The organism is Nocardia suismassiliense (genome assembly GCF_900269665.1).
In the GTDB taxonomy this organism is placed as follows: Bacteria; Actinomycetota; Actinomycetes; order Mycobacteriales; family Mycobacteriaceae; genus Nocardia; species Nocardia suismassiliense.
The window spans coordinates 4,826,691-4,847,375 of sequence record NZ_LT985361.1 but is presented as its reverse complement, the minus strand read 5'-3'; the positions used below and the strand labels follow the sequence as shown (position 1 = coordinate 4,847,375).

Genomic DNA, 20,685 nt, shown 5'->3' with positions numbered 1-20,685 from the left:
CCTGAAAATGGTTCGGAATTACTTGCCGCGCAAACGTTTACGAGTACTTGTAGAACCCTTCGCCGCTGGACTTGCCGAGCTTGCCTTTATCGATGTAGTTGTCCTTGAGCCACGCCGCGAGCTTCTTGCCGTCGTCGTCGCTGTTGACCAAGATGTTGTACGGAGTGTTGAGGCCGAGGACGTCGATCATCTGGAACGGCCCGAACGGGGCGCCGGTGGCGATACGCCAGGTCTTGTCGACCGCTTCGGGATCGGCATAGCCGCCCGCACTCAACGCCATCGCGGAGTTCAACAGCGGCACCAGCAGCGAGTTGACCACGTAACCGGCCTTCTCCTTGTGCAACTCGATCGGCACCATGCCGATCGCCTCGGCGAACTCGGCCACCGCACGGAACACCTCCGGATCGGTGTCCTTGGTGCCCATCACCTCGGCGGTGTTGTAGCGCCACACATCGTTGGCGAAATGCAGCGCGAGGAACCGGTCGGGACGCCCGGTGGACTCCTTGAGATCGCTCGGCAGCAAGGTCGAGGAGTTGGTCGCGAAAATGGTCCGGTGCGGGGCCAATTCGCTCAGCTTCTGATAGGTGTCCTGCTTGATCTTCACCACCTCGGGCACCGCCTCGATGACCAGGTCGGCGTCCTTGACGGCCTCCGCCAGATCAGCGGTCAAAACAATGGAATCTGCGGCCTTTTCGGCTTTGCCGTCACCGGCGCCATCGACCTCGTCGCGGTAGATCGACACCAGCTTGGCGAAACGCTCGTTCGCCGCCTTCAACGCGTTGTCGTTGATGTCGTAGGCCGTGACCTCGAATCCGCTGAACGCGGTCTGGAATGCGATCTGCGAACCGAGGACCCCGGTACCGAGAACGGTCACCTTACGGATGCTCATGGTGTTCTCCTTCCTGCCGGAGGCGAGGTTCGCCCCTCGACGTCCACTCACTGGATCGAGGCGAAGAAACCCGCCACGATCTGGGCTATCTGGTCATGCAGGTCACCGGTCGCGTCGCGGCCGGGATGCGCGCCGGTCGACGGCCGGGCCAGGATGAGATGCAGCACAGCGAATACACTGCGTCCCGCTAGCAATGCTCGGGCGAACAGATCTTTCGCGTCGGCCTCGGAAGCTGTCACACCCGCGGTGAGCCGTTCGGCGATCATCGCCTCCAGCCGGGCGACCAAGGCGAGACCCTCGGCGCGGTACTGCTCGGTGGGTGCGCCGAAGAGCAACTCCCGCTGATACGCCACCGTGTTCTCCACGCGGCGGTCCGCGGCTTCCAGGATCGGGCGCACCATGGCCTGCACCGCACGCACCGGATCACCTTCCGTGCGTGACTCCTGTTCGCCCAGCTCGAGGGCGGTGCGGAACTCCTCGTTGTAGACCATCAGCAGCAGCTCGCCCTTGGACGAGGCGTACCGGAACAACGTGCCAGCCGCCACGTCCGCGCGATCGGAGATCTGCTGAGTGGTGACACTGTCGAAACCACGCTCGGCGAACAACGCGGCCGCGGCCTCGAAAATGCGCGACTGCTTGTCCCGCATGTTGCGCACCCGGCGGCCGGTGGATGCCGCTTCCGGCGTGGTCATCACCGCAACACCTCCAATAATGAGTGGACTCATTTCTGAGCGTACTCCGAGTTATCCAGTGGTCAACCCCTGGACTCCTGCCGAGGTACCCACTCACCCACCGATCACCGCTCAGCCCGCGTAAGGAATCGCGCAGGCTGCCCGACTGCGGCGTTGCCCGTTGTCCGCCGGCTGATTGATGGCTCATCGCGTGGGTCGAGCCGGCGCATCGACTCGCGCGCCGGGTCACCTTGGTGCATCGCCTTTCCTGCGGTGCGGTCAGCGACCGAACGTCCCGCCCATAGCGTCTGAGCGGGCTCGTTATCTCGAGCAGGTCGGCCCTGGCCCCCGGGTCGACTCGGGCCAACTGTTGGAGGCTGGCTGCCGCGCGCATCGAGAAGGCCGGCGTTCCGGCATCGCGGTCACCACGACGATCCGAAACAGCGCGGCGTGGCGCACAGTAGGACGCCCCGCACGGCAGGATCCCCGCAGTGCGGTAGCGCACCAATGCGCTGTGCCGCACCCGCCACCACGGCGATCCTGTCGGTGAAATGGCGTAGACGTATGCCGCCCATTCGGAGCGGGCTGCTGGGTCGGTGCTGCATGCGTCAACGACCCTGCCGCGCAAGGTTTCGCCAGGGCTTTCGTGTGCCCACCAACACCTGAATAAGCAGTGCGCATACTAGAACCCTTGGGGCAGTTCACAATTGGAAGCCGACCGGCGTTGTGCAATGCGACGATTATCGAGCAGTTCGCCCAACCGGCCGCCACTACGCCGATACCGTGAAACAAGGCCATTCCGGACTCCGAACACAGGGGGTCGCGATGTCGAACGAGGATCGTGCTCTCGCGGGTGTCGATCGCCGGGACTTCCTGACGCGGATGGCCTGGTTCGTGGCCTGCGCGGGCGCGGGATCGCTGGCACCGGGCGCCATCACACCCACGGTGGCGCGTGCGAGCCCGTTCGCCGCCGTCGACGCCGTGGTGCTCGATACCCTGCGCGGGGTTTGCGTGATGGTGTTCCCCGGACCGGACGAATGGTCCCGAGTGCAGGGCACGCCGCGGCCCGGGCCGGGTCCGATCGAGGTCGGGGGCGGTGAGTTCATGCGCGGGCTGTTCGACAACTATTTGGCCGCAGGCGATCAGCTGACCAGACCGCTGGCCCTGGGTTTCGCCCAGGCGTTGGACGAGCTCGGCATACCGGCACCCCAACTGCTGGGTGTCACTCCCGAGCAAGGCCGGCGCATCGATCAGGCGCTGGGCTACCGCTACTCCGATCGCGTGCTGCCGCTGTCGGTTCTGCTGGCGCTGGCGCTGAACTTCGGTGCGTTGCTCGTCGCGCCCGCCACCCTGGTCGGACCGCTCGGGTCCCCGTTCGCCCGGCTGAGCCTGCACGACAAATGCCGTGTCCTCGAGTTGCTCGAACGCCCCATCCCTGCGTTGGTCTCGATCGTCGACCGCGCACTGCCCGGGCCGTTGCGCGGCACGGGCACCGGATTCCTGCGCTTCGCGGGCGGGCTGATCCTCGAAGCCGCCGCCTTCAGCGTCTACTCCGAAATGGAGATGTTCGACCCGGTCACACGCACCGTGCCTGCGCGGCCACCGTCGTGGGAGATCACCGGGTACCGCCCGGACGGGTTGGTCGAGGGCCATCCCGAGCTGATCGGCTATTACCAAGGGCGCAGGGAGGTACCGGCGGATGCGTGATGTCATCGTGATCGGCGCGGGCGGCGGCGGCCCGGTGATCGCTGCCGAGTTGGCCGGGCGGGGGCTGGATGTGCTGCTGCTGGAAGGCGGCCCGCGCCACGCCGCACCCCGATCGCAGTGGTCGCACGCGGAGAACGACGCCAACAACCCCAACGACGGTTTCCTGCGTTTCGGTCCGCAAAATCGCCGGAAGCCGGGCTGGTTCCGGGAGTGGGCGTCGAACCTGTACGCCTGGCAACTATCCGGAGTCGGCGGCACCACCGCCCACTATTTCGGCAACTGCCCACGCCCGTATCCCGGTGTCTTCCAAGGCTATTCAGGGCCGGACGCCGCAGCCTACGATCGCGAACACGAATTCCCGTTCAGCTACGCCGAATTCGTGCCCTACCTGGAGTGGGTCGAGGCGACCCTGCCGGTGCAGACCGCGGCGATGGGCACCAAGGAAGCGCTCACCTTCCGTGGCTGCGAAAACGCCGGATTGTCCGTCCAGACCTCACGCAACACCACCAACATCGCGTTCCGGCCCCAGCAGAACGCGATCCTCCAACCAGGCGGCAACGCCGGACGCACCGACCGCGCCGATCTGCTCACCTATCCCGCCGCGACCGGCTGCACATTCTGCGGCCACTGCTTCCAAGGCTGTTACGAACCGATCCACGCGCCCCGCAATCTGGTCGCCAAACGCTCCACCGACAACAGCTACATACCGCTCGGTCTCGCCGCGGATGCGGTACGCCCCGGCGGCAAACCGGTCGAGTTGATCGCGGACTCCTTCGCCACCGCGATCACCTCCCACCAGCGCGGCAACGAGGTGGTGGCGACCGGGGTGACCTGGCGCAACAACACCACCGGTGAACAGTTCACCGAAGACGCCACCGCGGTGGTGCTGGCCGGCGGCGCGACCGAAAGCCCCCGGCTGTGGTTCAACAGCGGCCTGCCCAACCCCAACGACTGGGTGGGCCGCGGCCACACCGACCACTTCCTCGACTGGGTCGTCGGCGCCTTCGACGAGTACACCGGCAACTCCAAAGGCGCCAACTCCGCCGCCCGCATCGAATTCCCCGGCCACGGCGGCATCGAGAACGTCGGCCTGACCCCCGCCGTCCAGGCCTTCTCGATGTGCCTGTCCGACAGCGGAGTTCGCGGCGTCTACGACAACGGCCGCGGCCCGACCGGGCCTTGGGACGGGCGCGCGGGCCGCCTGGTCGGCAACGAACTACTGGATCTGCTCGCCGGCGGCATCGACCACCTGCTGAACTTCCTGGTCATCACCGACGACCACNCCATGTGCTTCTTCACACGCACGCGCACCACCCAAACCCCCCCCCCCACCCCCGCGCCGGCCGCCCAAGAGTTGAAAAAGACCCCCCCCCCCCCCCCCCCCCCCCCCCCCCCCCCCCCCCCCCCCGCCCCCCCCCGGCCCGAAAACCGAACCCGCCATGGTGTCCCGCCAATAGCGCTGCTTCACGATCAACGGGACACAGCGGCCAGCCCTTCTCGCACCTTGCCGCCGCTATGTCCCGTTGATCATGTATCCCTACCTCGGAGAGGCCTACGCCTCCTTGTACTTCCGGAGGTACTGCCCCGTCAGCGAGGTGGGGTGGTCGAGTAGCTCGGCGGGGGTGCCGGTGAACACCACTTCGCCACCTGCCTTGCCGCCATCGGGACCCAGGTCGATCACCCAGTCCGAGTGCGCGACCACGTCGAGGTTGTGTTCGATCACGACCACCGTGTTCCCGCGGTCCACCAGACCATCGAGCAGCGCGAGCAGGGTGTCGACGTCGGACATGTGCAGACCGGTGGTGGGTTCGTCGAGCACATAGATCGAGCCGGTGTTCTGCAGCTGGGTGGCGAGTTTGATCCGCTGACGTTCACCACCGGACAGGGTGCTCATGGCCTGGCCGAGACTCAGATAGTCCAGCCCGACCTCGTTCATGGTGCGCAACTTGGCATTCAGTGCCTTCTCCGAGAAGAACACCAGCGCTTCTTCCGCGGTCAGTTCCAGCACGTCGGCGATCGACTTGCCGCGCAACGTGAGTGCGAGCACGTCGTCGGAGAAGCGGCGGCCGTCGCAGGCGTCGCAGTGGGTGGTGACCGGATCCATGTAGGCGATCTCGGTGATGATCACCCCGCGACCCTCGCACTGCTTGCACGCTCCGGCGGAGTTGAAGCTGAACAGCCCCGGCGACTCCCCGGTCGCCTTGGCGAACAGTTTGCGAATCGGGTCCATCAACCCCAGGTAGGTCGCGGGCGTCGATCGCGAGGACGCGGAAATGGCCGACTGGTCGACGAAGATCGCCTCGGGATGCTCGACCACGAACACATCCCGGATCAGGCTGCTCTTGCCGGACCCGGCCACCCCGGTGATCGAGGTCAGGATGCCGGTCGGGATTCCAACAGTCACATCCTTGAGGTTGTGCAGGTCCGCGTGCTCGATCAGCAGCTCACCGGTGGCCGCCCGGAAGGTGTCCTTCACGCTGAACGGCCTGCGCAGTCCGGCGCCGGTCGGGGTGTCGGCGGCCCGCAGTTCGGCGAAGCTGCCTTCGAACACCACCTGCCCGCCGTGCAGGCCCGCGCGTGGCCCGACATCCACGACGTGGTCGGCGATCTGGATGACGTCGGGGTCGTGCTCGACCACCAGCACCGTATTGCCCTTGTCCCGCAACGCCTTCAGCAGGTCGTTCAACCGGCCGACGTCGCGCGGATGCAGCCCGACGCTCGGTTCGTCGAAAATGTAGGTCATCCCGATCAACGTGCTCGACAGATGCTTGATCATCTTCAGCCGCTGTCCCTCACCGCCGGACAACGTGGAGGTCGGGCGGTCCAGGCTCAGATAGCCCAGCCCGATGTCGGCGACCCGCTGCAGCGAGGTCCGGATCGCGGCGGCCAGCCCGACCGCGGCGGGGTCGGTGATCTCGTCGAGCACCACCATCAAATCGGTGATCTGCAAGCCGGCCCAGTCGGCGATATTGCGGCCGTTGATCTTCGTGGCCAGCGCTGCCGCGTTGAGCCGGGCGCCGTGACAGGTCGGGCAGATCCCCTCGGTGAGGAACTGCCGCATCTGCTCGCGGGTCTTCTCGCTCAACGTGGAGGTGTCGCGTTGCAGCCTGGTGCGGGTGAACTTGGTGGCGATGCCCTCGTAATTGGCCTTCCACGTGCCCTTGGCGAAGGTCAGTTCCACCTTGCCGCCGGAGCCGTGCAGCAGATCCTCGAACTCCTCGGCGGTGTAATCGGCGAGTTTCTTGTCCGGATCGAAGCGGCCCGAATTGCCGTAGAGCTGCCATTCCCCGCTGCCGACCCCGTAGCCGGGCAACAAGATCGCACCCTCGTTGAGCGACTTGGTTCGATCCAGCAGCCGATCCGGATCCGCGCGCACCGTGATACCGAGGCCGTCGCAGTCCGGGCACATACCCTGGGGCACGTTGAACGAGTAGTTGTAGACGAAACCCGCTGAGGGCGAGCCGAACCGGGCGAACATCGCCCGCACCATGGAGAAGATGTCGGTCATCGTGCCGACCGTCGAGCGCGGGCCGCCGCCGACCGGCTGCTGATCGATGATCACCGGCGCGGTCAGGTTCTCCATCGCCTCGGCGTGCGGGCGTTCGTAGCGGGGCAAGAAGTTCAGGATGAACGCCGGGAAGGTGGCATAGAGCTGGCGCTGCGACTCCACCGCGATCGTGTCGAACACGATCGAGGACTTGCCGGACCCGGACACTCCGGTGAACACGGTGATCTTGTTCTTGGGGATTTCCAGCGACACGTCGCGCAGATTGTGCTCGCTGGCTCCCACGACCCGGATGACATCGGTGGAAACAGCGGATTCGGCAAAAGGCATACCGATACCTTGCCACCAGGTACCGACATTTTGTGCGGTGAATTGTGACGCAGATCACACTCGATTTTCGCCTTGCCCCCTACCCTCGTGGCGTGCGTGACGATCCCTACTGGAACCACAACACCCACTACCACCGCTGGCTGCTCGCGCAGATCCCCGCCGAGGCTCGCACCGCGCTCGACATCGGTTGCGGCGACGGCCTTCTCGCCACCAAGATCGCCCGCCGCGGCCTCACCGTGCACGGCGTCGATGTCGATCCCGCCATCCTCGCCGCAGTGCCGCCCACGCCGAACCTCACCGTCGACAAGGCCGACTTCCTCGATCTGCCAGGCACTTTCGACTTCGTCACCGCCGTCGCGAGCCTGCACCACGTCCCGCTCAAAGACGGCCTCACCGCCCTGCACCGGCTCGTCGCCCCCGGGGGGACCCTCGCCGTCGTCGGCCTCTGGAAGTTCGCCTTGCGCACCGACTTCCCTTACCTGGCGCTGCTGCCGGCCATCGTGGCCTTCGACGCCCTGCACCGGCCGAAACGCGCCGACCCCGACGCCGCGATGCGCGACCCGGACGACACCTATCGCGAGATCCGCGCCTCAGCTACCGAAATCCTGCCCGGTGCGCGGATCCGCCGCCGCCCGCTGCTGCGCTACACCCTGCTCTGGCGCAAACCCGCCTAGCCCACCCGACGCACCCGCACCCGACAGCATCGGCCCACCACGCGCGAGATCGAGCGCCGCCACCTCGCTCGCGCAAGAATCCGCCTGCCACAACGCGCGACCCCTCGCTAGCGATACTCCGCCGCGATACAGTCGTGGTATGCCATCGTCTCGGGAGCCGAAAACGCGGAAGGTCACCGTCACGCTGCCCGAAGAACTCGTCGCGACGCTCGAGGGCTGGCGCGAAGGTGGCCGGATCGAATCGGTGTCGGCGTTCGTGTCCGAGGCGGTCCAGGGCCGGATCAGCCGGGCGCAGTCGCTGGCCAAGCTCGAACAAGTCCTCGGTGGCCGCCCGCCCCTGGATCTGATCAATCGCGCCCGCGCCGTGCAGGGTCTACCGCCGTTATCCGAGGAGGAGGCTGGCAGTCCGCACGCCGGCGCCGCGTGATCTCCGCGGCCCTGGGCGGTGTCGTCTTCGACACCGCCGCCGTCATCGGGTTCGCCAACCAAGCCAACTATGCCCAAGCCGTCGTATGGGCGACCGTGAACGCGGGCAACACCATCGTCGTGCCCGCCACAGTCCTCGGCGTAGCCCGCGCCCACATCCCCGCCGATAAGCTCGACATCCTCGCGGCGCTGCTCGAACTGCCACACACCATCGTCCCGGTCTTCGATCGCGCCGCCGCCGAACACCTCGGTGCCGCGCTCGCCGGCAGCTCCAACGCCGAAGCCCTGCTACCAGCAGGCCACGCCACCCACGAAGCCATCGCCCGCGACTGGCCCTGCCTCACCGCGCGCCCGAAAAAGCTGCGCCAACTCGACTCCCGCGTCATCATCGACCCGCTGCCCTGACCCGACCACTGCGACCGGGGTGCGGCGTGGCGCTCGCGGTGCACTGGTCGCTGAACCGGCGGTCGCTGGCGGACCGCCTTCCAGCAGCACACCCAGCCAGCAGCAGCGCATCCAACCCACGCCCGGCCAGCTCGGCGGCGATCACCGAGCCGTCGCCTGCGCCGAACCCACTACGCGTTCCGCGCCTACCGCAGCGCCGCATGCCTACCTGCCCGACTTCGCCACGGTCACAGGCGAACTGGATGGGCAGCGACAGCTCGACTGGCGACCCGCTGCAGCGAGGTCCGGTGCGAAGTTCGGCCGCCTACATCGCGGGCCGATCCGGAGCCCCGGCCGCGCGCCGACCGGACCCGCGCACCCCGCCGGTAGCAGCATTCCGCACGCCACCTGCGGCAACCCGCTCAGTAATCGCGCGAACTCGTCGATACCCGATCGCGCACGCTCCGCGAGTGGCACATGGCTGCGGCATTCGACGAGAAGACCTCTCCACGGTGTGCCACTCATCCACCGGGGCCGGGAACTGCGCTGGGCCGCAGCTGACAGGCCGGCTCTGCACGCACACTTTCTGATTTCCCGCAGACGGAATCGCATGCGATTCGGTATGCGCCACATCAAAAAGTGTGCGTCGCTACATCCGGTTCAGCGCAGCAGCTCGATCACGGGTGCGAACTGCTCCATGCTGTGCTCGAGCACGGTGATGTAGCTGAAGCCGTATCGGTCACGGTGCGCGCGGACGCGCTCGGCGATCTCCTCGGGCGTTCCGATCAACAACGTCGGCAACTCTTCGGGGTGGTCGGCTACATCATCGGGTAGCGCGGGACCGAACAACTCCAGTACCGCGGCGCGTTCCTCCGGCGGCACCACCCGCTGGATCAGGATGTTGAACTCCACGGTGTCGGCGCGCGGACCGAGCAGGCCCCGCACATATTCGACCTTTTCGCCCATCTCGCCGATGCCGGCCAGGTGCAGCGGCCCGCCGTTCTCCGTCGCCGACGCGCCCGGGAACGCGATGATGTCGGCATGCTCGGCGGCCAGGCGCAGGAGCCGGTTACCCCAGCCCGCGAGCAGCAGCGGCGGACCGGACGGTTGGGCGGGGCGCGGCTGATATTCGGGGTCGGAGAACAGGGTGCGCAGTGTGGTGACCGTACGTGCCAGGTGGTCGACGCGCTTGCCGCCGCTCTCGAAAGGGATTCCCGCAGCCTCGAATTCGGCCTGCACGTAGCCCGCGCCCAGGCCGATCTCCACCCGCCCGTCGGTCAACTGGTCGGCACCGGCGATGTCGCGGGCCAGCAGCACCGGGTTGTAGAACGGGGCGTTGAGCACGAAGGTGTTCAGCCGCACCCGCTCGGTCGCCTCGGCGGCCAGGATCATCGACGGGAACGGCGCGGGGCACCCGAGGTGATCGGCTACCCCGATCACGTCGTAACCCAGTTCCTCGGCCCTGCGGCACTTTTCGATCCAGTAACCCCGGGAGTCCGGCGCCACCATGTTGACACCGAACCGGAATGCACGCTGTGCGGTCACACCGTCCTGTCTACCAGCCGGCGCGGGGCACAGCACGCCTGCGATCCCGGCAGCCGTCCCCGATCTGCCCTACAGTGGACGCCAGAGATTTGCTGCTCTCCCGCTGATGCTCCGCCACCTGATCCGAGAGGGGTAACCAGATGACTGAGCTAGATCCCGTGGTGCAGGAATTCGTGGACGCACTCAACGCCAACGACCAGGACCGGCTCTACGACGCGCTCACCGACGACGCGACCATGTCCGACGACGGCGTGGAACGCAATGTCCGGCAGTGGACCGACTCAGAAGTATTCGGCAGCAACGGCCACATGCAGGTCGAGTCCATCGGCGACGGCGGCACCGAACTCGTCGCCGACTACACCAACTCTCGCTGGGGCTCCATGCGCACCAGCTGGCGCTTCACCGTCCGCGACGGCAAAGTCGCCCGCTTCGAAACCGGCCAAGCGTGATCGTGCGCCGAGATACGCACTCTTTCTCGGGATCCGCACTGGTCAGGGGCGTCCGTAGTCAGTGCGGATCCCGAGAGACAGTGCGAAGGGTCCTCGGTGCGGCCTTGCCCGCGCGGTACCGATCTTGACATCCTGAGCCTCGTGTTCGACGCGCCCCGTTACGGAACGGGCTCCCTGGCTGATGTGTTCCCTTCGCTGCTCGCCGGATTCGGGGTGCCCGGCGAGACCGATCGGCTCGGTCTGGGCATTACCGCAGACCGGGTGTGCGTGCTGCTCATCGACGGGCTCGGCGCGCACGCACTGGCCGCCAACTCCGCTGCGGCACCGTTCTTGTCGAGCCTGGCCTCGACCACGCTGACCGCCGGCTTCCCGAGCACCACCGCCACCAGTCTCAGCTCACTCGGCGTCGGCGTGCCACCCGGCGAACACGGCATCGTCGGCTACCTGCTGCGGGCGCCCGGCCAGGAGCGCCTCGTCAACGCGCTGCGCTGGCAGCTACACGGCGACGGTCAGCGAGTCGACCTGCTGCGCGAACTGGTGCCCGAGCAATTCCAGCCCACCGCAACGGTATTCGAACGCGCCGCGACCCACGGGATCACCGTCACCCAGGTCGCCCCGAACTACCAGAACGGTTCCGGACTGACCCGGGCGTCACTGCGCGGCTGCGAGTTCCGCCCCAACTTCTCCATCGGCGACCTGATCGACGGCATCGGCACCGCGATCCGCGCGGGCACTCGCTCACTCGTCTACGCCTACCACGCCGATCTCGACACCACCGGGCACGTACGCGGACCGTCCTCGGAGGCTTGGCTGCTCGAACTCGCCCACGTCGACCGCCTCGCCGCCGAGATCGCCGAACGATTGCCACCCGGTGCCGCGCTGCTCGTCACCGCCGACCACGGCATGGTCGAACTCGACGAACGCATCGACTACGACAGCCTCCCCGAACTACGCACCGGCGTACAGCAATTGGGCGGGGAACCCCGTGCGCGCCATGTTTATACAGAGCCCGGCGCCACCCCCCACGTCGCCGCCGCCTGGCACGACATCCTCGGCACCGACTTCGCCATACTGTCGCGCGCCGAAGCCATCGACCGCGGCTGGTTCGGCCCCGTCGTCGCCCCGCACATCGCCGACCGCATCGGTGACCTCGTGGTCGCCGCCCGCGGCACCAGCGGCATCATCCGCAGCGGCGCCGAACCGATTCAATCGATCATGCTCGGCCACCACGGCTCCCTCACCCCGGCGGAACTCGATATCCCGCTACTCACCTTCCGTTCCTGAACGGGAGATGGTCCAACCCCGGCCGCCGGAGCGCCACCCGCATCGCCCACACTCGGTTCGCAATCCACGCGATGGCGACACGCGCTGATGTCCTTTGCTGCCGAACGAGAGGTCACAAGGGACTGGTAACGAGAGATGACCGGGGACCGCTGACTGCACCGCGTAGCCCGTGCCGGGCGCCAGCTGACACTCGCGAAACCTGCCTGCACTGCGCGACCCGCCGACCCCAGGCCGAGACACGCGGACGGTCAGTGGCTCTAGGCTGGAGGCGATCACGCGGACGGCCGCGCGACGAAGCATCCAGGAGGAGCACATGAACGCCACGCTGTCACGGACCGGACGGACCGGTCTCGCGATCGCGGCGGTCGCGCTGATGCTCGCCGGCTGCACCGACGTCCAGCGCGCCCTCAACCGCGGCGGCGACACCCCGTGCAACGAGTACGTCAAGCAGAACCAGGACGAAAAGCGCATGACGATCACCAAATTCGTCAAGCAGCAGACCAACGACGAGCGCGAACCCGCGGGCACCGTGGTCGACGCGACCATGGTCTCGGTCGACCTGCTGTGCGGCGGCCAGCGCAATGCCGAAACCCCCATCAAGAACGCCGACGTCGCAGGCATTTTCATCAACAAGTGAGCCATCCGGCAGTCGATGCAACACCGCATAGACTGCCGATCAGGGGTGTGCGGCCAGCCAGTCGTTCGCGCGCTTACGCGACGCCCGCGACAGCCACGCATCCTGAACGACCTCGGACAACTCCCGATAGGTGAGCTCACCGATTCGACTGCCGCGCACCAGCACCGACGGATGACCGTCGAAATGCGCGGTGGTGAAGAACGGCGACCGCGAATCTTGCACCAGCGCCTGCTTATCCGATTCCGACGGCACCCAGAACACGATTACATCGCTGTAGCGTTCCCCGGTCTCCGGATCGAACGCATCCGGACGTGGCGTGCGAAAGAATACGAAGGACTTCCCGCCCACCTGATACACGGCGTTGCCCTTGGGTCCGTCGATCCGTGTCACAAACGGCATGGCCGACGCCAGTTCGTGCACGTCGGCGACCCGGGCCCGCCGCGAAACGGTAGCCATCCCAGCAGCATAACGACGCACCCCGACATCGCGGCGCATACCGAGGCGCGCATACCGGCGCGGCGGACGCACATCTCAACGAAGCGGCGGATGCACTGGGCGTCCCTCGCCACCGAGCAATCGGCCGGATCGGCATGCCGGCACCGAATCGGCATGCCGGCAAACGCGCCCACCCATCGCAGCGCATACCGAGCCGCGCATTCTGGCGCGGAGGCACAGAGCGCGCAGTGCCCGATATCGCCCGCGAATACCACCCGCGCATACTGTCTGCGGCGATTGCGGCAAACGCACCCGCCACGCCGAGCACGACACGGCCCCAACCAATGGGGACCGTTCGGTTTGCCGCCAATCCCTCCCGTTCCGGTCGTGCGTACGCCAGAATGAGAGAGCGAATGTGAGCTCACACGACGATGGGGTTTCCCAAGGTGGCACAGTTCCGCACCCTGACCCAGCAGCGGGCCGAACTGGAGAAGGAATGGGAGCGCTGGGCTACCGCTCCGAGTATCGCCACGCCCCCGGCCCGAACGACCTTGCTACGCACCGACGTCGCCCGCTCCTGGCAGCGTTCGCTGCACAGCGTCGACCCGTCGGTCACCGTCGCGCCCGGCCTCGACGACATCGGCGACACCTGGGCGCGCTCGCCGCTGCGCAACCCGATCACCGAACTGTCGAGTGACCTGCGCGGCATCACCGAGGACGCGGGCTATCTGGCCGTGGTCACCGACGCCGACGGCACCATCATGTGGTCCTGCGGCGACCGCACCCTGCGCAGGCAGGCCGAGAACGTGAACTTCGCCCCCGGCGGCTGCTGGGACGAATCGCACATGGGCACCAACGGACTCTCCCTCGCGCTGCACGACGACCGCGCCTGCTCGGTGTTCTCCGCCGAACATCTCGTCGCCGCCCTGCACGGCTGGGTCTGCTACTCCGCACCCATCCACGCCCCCGACGGCAGCCAGGTCGGCGTGCTCGACCTGTCCAGCTCCTGGGACCGCTCACATCCGGCCGTGATGACCTCGGTGCGAGCCTTGGTCACCGCCGTGGAAACCATGCTGCGCGTGGCCGAACCCGCACCGACCCCGGGCGTGCGCCTGGAATGTCTGGGCACCGCACGGCTGATCCGAGACGGCCGCCCCGTCCCGCTGCCGCCGCGCCAGCTCGAGATCCTGGCCCTGCTCGCTCTCGAACCCGACGGCTTCACTCCCGAGCAACTGCACGCCGCCGTCTACGGCGACCGTGCCGTGTCCACCAGCACCCTCAAAGCCGACGTCTCGCACCTGCGCCGCGCCACCGGCGGCGAGATCACCAACCGCCGCTACTTGTTGACCGGCCCGGTCGCCTGCGATGCGGTGGACTTGCTGGCCGCCGTCGCCGCCGGGGACACCACCTCGGCGGGGTGGCTCTACCGCGGCCCGCTGCTGCCCGGCTCGGACACCCCCGGCGTGGTGCAGTGGCGCGCGTATCTCGATGTCGGGGTGCGCAATGCGGTGCTGGCCAGCGACCGCGCCGAACACGCGGTGGCCTTCGGTGAACGCGCACCCGGCGATATCGAGGTGCACGAGCACGCCCTGCGGCTGCTGCCCCTGGACGATGTGCGCCGCGCCGTGGTCGCTGCCCGGTTGCACACCGCGCTACACAGCTAACCCCTCGTGCGCGAGGTTGACCTGCGCACACCAACCTCGTACCAACCTTCACCGGTCATAGTGGCCCTCTCAGAGTGATTCTGTGAGGAGCGAGTGTCATGATCTATGCCAGACCGGGGTCCGACTCCGGCATCGTCAGCTTCGCCACCCGCTATGACAACTTCATCGACGGCGACTGGGCCCCGCCCATCGAGGGCCGCTACTTCGACAACGCCTCGCCGGTGGACGGCGAAACATTCTGCGCGGTAGCCCGATCCAGCGCCGCCGACATCGACTTGGCCCTCGAAGCCGCGCACGCCGCCACCGACGGCTGGGCCGCCACCTCGCCCGCCCAGCGGGCCGCCATTCTCAACAAGATCGCCGACCGGATCGAGCGCAGCCTCGAACCGCTCGCCGTCGCCGAAACCTGGGACAACGGCAAACCGGTCCGCGAATCCCTCGCCGCCGACCTACCGTTGGCCGTCGACCACTTCCGCTACTTCGCCGGCGCCATCCGCGCCCAGGAGGGCCGAGTCGCCGAGATCGACAGCGACACCATCGCTTACCACTTCCACGAGCCGCTCGGCGTGGTCGGCCAGATCATCCCGTGGAACTTCCCGATCCTGATGGCCGCGTGGAAGATCGCACCCGCCTTGGCCGCGGGCAACTGCGTGGTGCTCAAGCCCGCCGAGCAGACCCCGGCCTCGATCCTGCTCGTCATGGAACTCATCGCGGACCTGCTGCCGCCGGGAGTGCTCAACGTGGTCAACGGTTTCGGGTTCGAGGCAGGCAAACCGCTGGCGTGCAGCCCGCGGGTGGCGCAGCTGGCCTTCACCGGCGAGACCACCACCGGGCGGCTGATCATGCAGTACGCCAGCGAGAACATCGTCCCGGTCAGCCTCGAACTGGGCGGCAAGAGCCCCAATATCTTCCTGCCCGACATCATGGCCGCCGACGACGCGTTGCTGGACAAGGCGATCGAGGGTTTCGTGATGTTCGCGTTCAACCAGGGCGAGGTGTATGCCTGCCCGTCGCGCGCGCTGATCCACTCCTCGATCTACGACGAGTTCCTGGCCCGCTGTGTGGCCCGCACCGAGGCCATCATCGGCGGCGACCCGCTCGACGACGCCACCATGATCGGCGCCCAGACCACCGCCGAACAATGCGAAAAGATCCTGTCCTACATCGACATCGGCAGGGAGGAAGGCGCCCGCGTACTCACCGGAGGGGAAGCCCGCAAGGTCGACGGACTGCCCGGCGGCTGCTACATCCAGCCCACCATCTTCGAGGGCGACAACACCATGCGGGTGTTCCGGGAGGAGATCTTCGGACCGGTGGTCGCGGTGACCCGGTTCGACACCGTCGAGGAAGCGGTGCGCATCGCCAACGACACCTTCTACGGTCTGAGCGCCGGCGTGTGGACCCGAGACGGCAGCACCGCCTACCGGATGGGCCGCGCCATCAAAGCGGGAAGGGTCTGGACCAACTGCTACAACACCCACCCGGCGCACGCCGCGTTCGGTGGTTACAAGAAATCCGGCATCGGCCGCGAGAACCACAAGATGATGCTGGACCACTATCAGCAGACCAAGAACCTACTGGTCAGCTACTCGCCGACGAAACTGGGGTTCTTCTGATGCAGCAATATCGAACCCATCGGATCGCCATCACCGAACGGGCCCGGACGGTGCTGCGGCAGTTGATCCAACACCACGGAGCCGTGCTGTTCCATCAATCCGACGACGACACCGCGCCGATGTGTTTCCCGGTGCGCGAGTTCCGGATCTGCGGCGCCGACGTGCTGCTCGGTCACCTGCCCTGGCACACCGAATTCTGGATGAGCGCCGACCAATACGAGGTGTGGAAGCACACCCACCTGACCGTGGACGTGGTCGACGGGCGCGGCAGCGGCCTGTCGCTGGAGGCCCCCGACGGGGTGCGCTTCGTCATCCGATCCCGGCTGCTCACCGATCAGGAAGCCGCGCTGTTGCCGCCGCCGCGCACCGGCGCCGATCGGCTGACCTAGAGACCACCGGGATCTCCGAGCCCGCACCATCGAACCGGACGATCGCGCGGGGCGGGCCAACCTCCGCACTCGCGGCGCGCGGGCGGACCGGCGCTCCTCGGAGAAGAACCGGCGGCGGCGTCTGCCGGGTGGGCGCACGACCACCCGGCGGACGTCGACATCAGCGACCGGGCAGGAACCGCAGACTGCGCGCGACGGTCATCAGGAACCGCTGCCACTTGTCCTGCGAAACCAGCGGCGGCGCATCCAGATTCAGGAAGCGGGTGACCACCACGGTCTGCGGTTCGGTGAACTTGAGCAGCCCGTCGGGGCCGTGCCTGCGCCCGACCCCGGAGATCCCCATGCCACCCATCGGCGCGGCGGTGCTGCCCCACGCGGGGGCGTAGCCTTCGTCGACGCACACGGTGCCCGCGTGCAGTTGCGCGGCGATGCGCTCACCCTCGGACTTGCTCGCCGCCCACACGCTGGCGTTGAGGCCGTATTCGGTGTCGTTGGCCAGGCGCACGGCCTCGTCGACGGTGTCGACCGGATAGATCGAGACCAGCGGGCCGAAGGTCTCGTTGCGCCCGCACTCCATCTCGTCGGTCACCTCGGCGAGCACGGTCGGTTCGAAGAACAGCGGACCCAGATCCGGGCGGGCCTTGCCGCCGGCGAGCACCTTCGCGCCCTTGGAGGTGGCGTCGGCGACGTGTTTGGTGACGGTCTCGAGCTGCGCCTCGGAGATCAGCGAGCCGATATCAGCCGAATAGTCATAGGCCGCACCGAGTTTCGCGGCCTTGACGGCGGCGACGAACTTCTCGGTGAACTCGTCGGCGATCGCGCGCTCGACATAGAGCCGCTCGATCGAGATGCACAGCTGCCCGGCGTTGGAGAAGCACGCGCGCACCGCGGCCTTGGCGACCTTGTCCAGGTTCGCGCCTTTGGCCACGATCATCGGGTTCTTGCCACCGAGCTCGGCGGAGAACCCGATCAGCCTGCGCCCGCACTGCTCGGCCAGGGTGCGCCCGGTCGCCGAGGAGCCGGTGAACATCAGGTAGTCGCAGCCCTCGACGATGGCGGTGCCGACCACGGTGCCCGGTCCGGGCACCACCGCGAGCAGATCGCGCGGCAGGCCCGCCTGGTAGAGCAGCTCGGCGTTGGCCAGCGAGGAGAACGGGGTCTGGCTGTCGGGTTTGACGAGCACCGCGTTGCCCGCGATCAGCGCCGGGATGGAGTCGCCGATCGAGAGCAGCATCGGATAGTTCCACGGCGCGACCACACCGACGACGCCCTTGGGCTGGGTGCGCACCGAGGTGCGGTTGAGCACCGGGAACGCGCCGGGCACGCTGTGCGGGCTCAACAGCTTCGCGGCGTTCTTGGCGAAATAGCGGGCCGCGAAGATCAGGCCCATGATCTCTTCCTGCGCCGCCCAGCGCGCCTTGCCGGTCTCGGCCTGCACCACGTCCATCAGGAACTCGCGGTGCTGCACGAGCAGCGCCCGATACCGTTCCAGTACCGCGGCGCGATCGGCGACCGAGCGTGCCGCCCACCGGGTCTGCGCGGTCCTGGCCTTCTCGAACGCCGCGGCCACGTCCTCGGCGGTGCCCACCGGCACGCTGCCCAGCGGCTGACCGGTGAAGGTCTCGGCAATGGTCTTGCGCGAGCGGTCCGCCGGGCGGTCTATCGCGGCCAGCGCGCTCAGACGGTCGAAGACTGCGGCTTCGGGCGCGGGCATCGTTGCCTCCTACAGGTGTATATCGATGCGATCTTGTGTAACCGAGAGATACACACAATCTACGCCGGACACGGCCTAGTCAGAAGCCATTGCCCTTCACATCGTGCCCGATCGTCGCCCATCCGGCCCGAAATGTCACATATTCGCGGTCGGCGCGGCAAAGTCAATTCCAGTCCCACTCACCGGGACACAACGGACAAACGGTCCGTTTTGTGGTTTAGGTTGTCCCGATGTTCAGAGCGAGGCTCGGGGTTCGTACGCGGATCCTGGCAATCGCGCTCATTCCGAGCTTGACTCTGCTTGTAGTCGGCGTGGGCGCAGCGGGGTACCTGGTAGCCGAAGGCACAACGGCCCGAGAGTGGGCGGTGCAGAACCAGAAGGCGATCCCGCACACCAGGGAGTTGATGGAGGCGGTCCAGCAGGAACGCCGCCTGGCGCTGGCCCAGCTCGCCGGTGACGACACCGTGCCTCCCGCACTGGCCGCCGCGCGGATCCGCCTCGACGGCGCGATGCGCGGGCTGATCGAGATCTCGGCCGGGCTGCGCGCGGTCGACGACTCCAAGATCGGCGACGACGTCGCGGGCTTCAACACCCTGCTCAGCCAGATGACCCAGGTGCGCATGGCCACCGACGGCGGCCAGCTGCAACCCTCCGACGCCTACATGTTCTACAACCGGCTGCTCGACGTCATCTCCGTCGGCACCGAAATCGCCGAGCAGACCGCCCCCGACACCGAGATCGGCGTCGCGATCGCCGACGGCATGCGCTTCCTCAACGCCGCCGAGGCGATGGCCCGCAGCAACGCCCTGGGCGTCATGCTCGCCACCAACGACGGCCCAGCCGCCATCCCGATCGAGGAGTTCCTGCGCCAGGTCGGCTTCTACCACACCGAAATCGGTTACCTGGCCAGCGAACAAGGCGCCGCCAGCGCCCAGCACGAGCGGCTGCAGAAGCTCACCGGAAGCAACGCCTGGCAGCAGCTGTCGCTGATGGAAACCGCGCTCGCGCAACGTTATCTGGTCACGCAGGCCAACGCCGCGAACAGCTCGTCGAGCAGTTCGTCGAGCAGCAGCAGTTCCAGCAGCACCAAACCGCAGCCGCTGCCGATGAGTACGACGGACTGGCAGAACGCCGCCGCCGAAGTGAACCGCACCCTGATCGACGTCTGGATCTCGCAGAACAAGCACGCCCAGGAACTGGCCGAGGACAAGGCCAACACCTCCGCCGCGAACTCGCTCTACGCCGGCGGCGGCGTGCTGGTGGTCAGCATCGCGGCCTTCCTGATCGCGCTGGTGCTGGCCAACCGCATCATCCGCAGGCTCAAGCGGCTGCGCAGGCAGACCTTCGCCATGGCCGACGAGCGACTACCCGAGACCATGCGCAGGCTCAACGAGGGCGAAATCATCGACCCCGCAGCCGAAACGCCGGTCCTGGACTTCGGCCACGACGAGATCGGCCAGGTCGCCCGGGCGTTCCAGCACGCGCACGCCGCGGCCATCGGCGCCGCGGTCGCCGAGGCCCGCACCCGCGAGGGCGTCAAGGCGGTCTTCCTCAATATCGCCCACCGCAGCCAGATCGTGGTGCACCGCCAGCTCGAGATCCTCGACGAAGCCGAACGGCGCCAAGAGGATCCGGCGCTGCTCGACACCCTGTTCCGGCTCGACCACCTGGCCACCCGGGAACGCCGCAACGCCGAGAACCTCACCATCCTCGGCGGCGGCCAGCCCGGCAGGCAGTGGCGCAACCCGGTCCCGCTGATGGACCTGGTGCGCAGCTCGGTCGGCGAAACCCTGGACTACGCCAGGGTTCGGGTCTCGCGGCTGCCCGAGGTGCACGTCGTCGGCACCGTCGTCGCCGACCTCATCCACCTGCTCGCCGAACTCGTCGACAACGCCACCGCCTTCTCCCCGCCGCAGTCGCGCGTCGAGGTGAGCGGCAACGTGGTCGGCAAGGGCGTGGTCACCGAGATCAGCGACCAGGGCATGGGCATGCCCGAGTCCGAGCTCACCCGGCTCAACGACATGTTGCGCACCCCACCGGATTTCGGTGTCGCGGCACTGTCGGCGGACTCGCGTCTGGGGCTGTTCGTGGTCGCCCAGCTCGCCGTGCGCCACGGTGTCACGGTGCGGCTCTCCGAATCCGATTACGGTGGCATCAAAGCGATCGTGCTCATCCCCTCGGCGCTGATCGTCACCGACTCGGTGCCCGCGCAGACCCCGGCCGAACTCACCGACCCCGGCCGGCGACGGCGCATGACGGCACCGGCGGCGCCCGAGCCCGTCGAATCCGCCCAGCCCGCAACGGGAGCGGTCGCGACACTGGCGATCGAATCGCCGCCGCCCTACGGTCCACGCCCACACCAGCCC

Annotated in this window: 18 protein-coding genes; 12 read left to right on the top strand and 6 right to left on the bottom strand. The window is 67.5% G+C overall.

Annotated elements, in window-relative coordinates:
* Positions 1-37 precede the first annotated feature (37 nt).
* Positions 38-889, bottom strand: coding sequence for a 3-hydroxyacyl-CoA dehydrogenase (locus DBO33_RS21735; protein ID WP_107656685.1), 852 nt, complete (start codon positions 887-889; stop codon positions 38-40).
* Between the two features lie 47 nt (positions 890-936).
* A complete protein-coding gene (locus DBO33_RS21730; RefSeq protein WP_234390967.1) occupies positions 937-1,581 on the bottom strand; it encodes a TetR/AcrR family transcriptional regulator in 645 nt (214 codons plus the stop codon).
* Between the two features lie 804 nt (positions 1,582-2,385).
* On the opposite strand from DBO33_RS21730, the gene DBO33_RS21725 reads away from it, so the two are divergent.
* Together DBO33_RS21725 and DBO33_RS21720 are read left to right on the top strand one after the other, a co-directional pair.
* A complete protein-coding gene (locus tag DBO33_RS21725; RefSeq protein ID WP_107656684.1) occupies positions 2,386-3,267 on the top strand; it encodes a hypothetical protein in 882 nt (293 codons plus the stop codon).
* The gene (locus DBO33_RS21720) at positions 3,260-4,879 is read left to right on the top strand and encodes a GMC family oxidoreductase N-terminal domain-containing protein (RefSeq protein ID WP_234390966.1); all 1,620 of its coding nucleotides are present in this window, start codon (positions 3,260-3,262) and stop codon (positions 4,877-4,879) included. The genes DBO33_RS21725 and DBO33_RS21720 overlap by 8 nt, the downstream gene beginning before the upstream one ends.
* On the opposite strand, the gene DBO33_RS21710 is transcribed toward DBO33_RS21720, so the two are convergent.
* On the bottom strand, positions 4,820-7,102 hold the full coding sequence (locus tag DBO33_RS21710; RefSeq protein WP_107656683.1) for an ATP-binding cassette domain-containing protein: 2,283 nt from the start codon (positions 7,100-7,102) through the stop codon (positions 4,820-4,822). The genes DBO33_RS21720 and DBO33_RS21710 overlap by 60 nt on opposite strands.
* Before the next feature lie 92 nt (positions 7,103-7,194).
* On the opposite strand from DBO33_RS21710, the gene DBO33_RS21705 reads away from it, so the two are divergent.
* The 3 genes from DBO33_RS21705 (at position 7,195) to DBO33_RS21695 (ending at position 8,607) form a co-directional block, all read left to right on the top strand.
* On the top strand, positions 7,195-7,776 hold the full coding sequence (locus DBO33_RS21705) for a class I SAM-dependent methyltransferase (RefSeq protein WP_107656682.1): 582 nt from the start codon (positions 7,195-7,197) through the stop codon (positions 7,774-7,776).
* A gap of 139 nt (positions 7,777-7,915) precedes the next feature.
* The gene (locus DBO33_RS21700; RefSeq protein ID WP_107656681.1) at positions 7,916-8,203 is read left to right on the top strand and encodes a ribbon-helix-helix domain-containing protein; all 288 of its coding nucleotides are present in this window, start codon (positions 7,916-7,918) and stop codon (positions 8,201-8,203) included.
* Complete coding sequence (locus DBO33_RS21695) at positions 8,200-8,607, top strand: hypothetical protein (RefSeq protein ID WP_107656680.1); 408 nt, start codon at positions 8,200-8,202, stop codon at positions 8,605-8,607. Before DBO33_RS21700 ends, DBO33_RS21695 begins: the two co-directional genes overlap by 4 nt.
* Before the next feature lie 639 nt (positions 8,608-9,246).
* On the opposite strand, the gene DBO33_RS21690 is transcribed toward DBO33_RS21695, so the two are convergent.
* Positions 9,247-10,131 carry an LLM class F420-dependent oxidoreductase gene (locus DBO33_RS21690; RefSeq protein WP_107656679.1) on the bottom strand — a complete coding sequence of 295 codons (885 nt, stop codon included), beginning with the start codon at positions 10,129-10,131 and terminating at the stop codon, positions 9,247-9,249.
* Between the two features lie 140 nt (positions 10,132-10,271).
* Here DBO33_RS21690 and DBO33_RS21685 point away from each other — a divergent pair, with 140 nt between their 5' ends.
* The 3 genes from DBO33_RS21685 to DBO33_RS21675 all read left to right on the top strand — a co-directional run bounded on the left by DBO33_RS21685 (position 10,272) and on the right by DBO33_RS21675 (position 12,501).
* Positions 10,272-10,580 carry a nuclear transport factor 2-like protein gene (locus DBO33_RS21685; RefSeq protein ID WP_107656678.1) on the top strand — a complete coding sequence of 103 codons (309 nt, stop codon included), beginning with the start codon at positions 10,272-10,274 and terminating at the stop codon, positions 10,578-10,580.
* Positions 10,581-10,721: 141 nt separating this feature from the next.
* The gene (locus tag DBO33_RS21680; protein ID WP_107656677.1) at positions 10,722-11,864 is read left to right on the top strand and encodes an alkaline phosphatase family protein; all 1,143 of its coding nucleotides are present in this window, start codon (positions 10,722-10,724) and stop codon (positions 11,862-11,864) included.
* Between the two features lie 313 nt (positions 11,865-12,177).
* Positions 12,178-12,501, top strand: coding sequence for a hypothetical protein (locus tag DBO33_RS21675; RefSeq protein ID WP_107656676.1), 324 nt, complete (start codon positions 12,178-12,180; stop codon positions 12,499-12,501).
* A 39-nt stretch (positions 12,502-12,540) separates the two neighbouring features.
* Here the strand turns inward: DBO33_RS21675 and DBO33_RS21670 are convergent, their stop codons facing one another.
* Entirely contained in the window at positions 12,541-12,957 is a 417-nt protein-coding gene (locus tag DBO33_RS21670) for an MmcQ/YjbR family DNA-binding protein (RefSeq protein ID WP_107656675.1), read from the bottom strand.
* 410 nt (positions 12,958-13,367) lie between these two features.
* On the opposite strand from DBO33_RS21670, the gene DBO33_RS21665 reads away from it, so the two are divergent.
* From DBO33_RS21665 to DBO33_RS21655, 3 genes are all read left to right on the top strand, one after another.
* Positions 13,368-14,600, top strand: coding sequence for a transcriptional regulator (locus tag DBO33_RS21665; RefSeq protein WP_107656674.1), 1,233 nt, complete (start codon positions 13,368-13,370; stop codon positions 14,598-14,600).
* 98 nt (positions 14,601-14,698) lie between these two features.
* Entirely contained in the window at positions 14,699-16,216 is a 1,518-nt protein-coding gene (gene exaC / locus DBO33_RS21660; RefSeq protein ID WP_107656673.1) for an acetaldehyde dehydrogenase ExaC, read from the top strand.
* Positions 16,216-16,605, top strand: coding sequence for a DUF779 domain-containing protein (locus DBO33_RS21655; RefSeq protein WP_107656672.1), 390 nt, complete (start codon positions 16,216-16,218; stop codon positions 16,603-16,605). Before exaC ends, DBO33_RS21655 begins: the two co-directional genes overlap by 1 nt.
* Positions 16,606-16,765: 160 nt before the next feature.
* Here the strand turns inward: DBO33_RS21655 and DBO33_RS21650 are convergent, their stop codons facing one another.
* Positions 16,766-18,319 carry a succinic semialdehyde dehydrogenase gene (locus DBO33_RS21650; protein ID WP_107656671.1) on the bottom strand — a complete coding sequence of 518 codons (1,554 nt, stop codon included), beginning with the start codon at positions 18,317-18,319 and terminating at the stop codon, positions 16,766-16,768.
* A gap of 230 nt (positions 18,320-18,549) precedes the next feature.
* On the opposite strand from DBO33_RS21650, the gene DBO33_RS21645 reads away from it, so the two are divergent.
* The coding region (locus tag DBO33_RS21645) for a sensor histidine kinase (RefSeq protein ID WP_234390965.1) at positions 18,550-20,685 on the top strand (2,136 nt) is incomplete at its 3' end.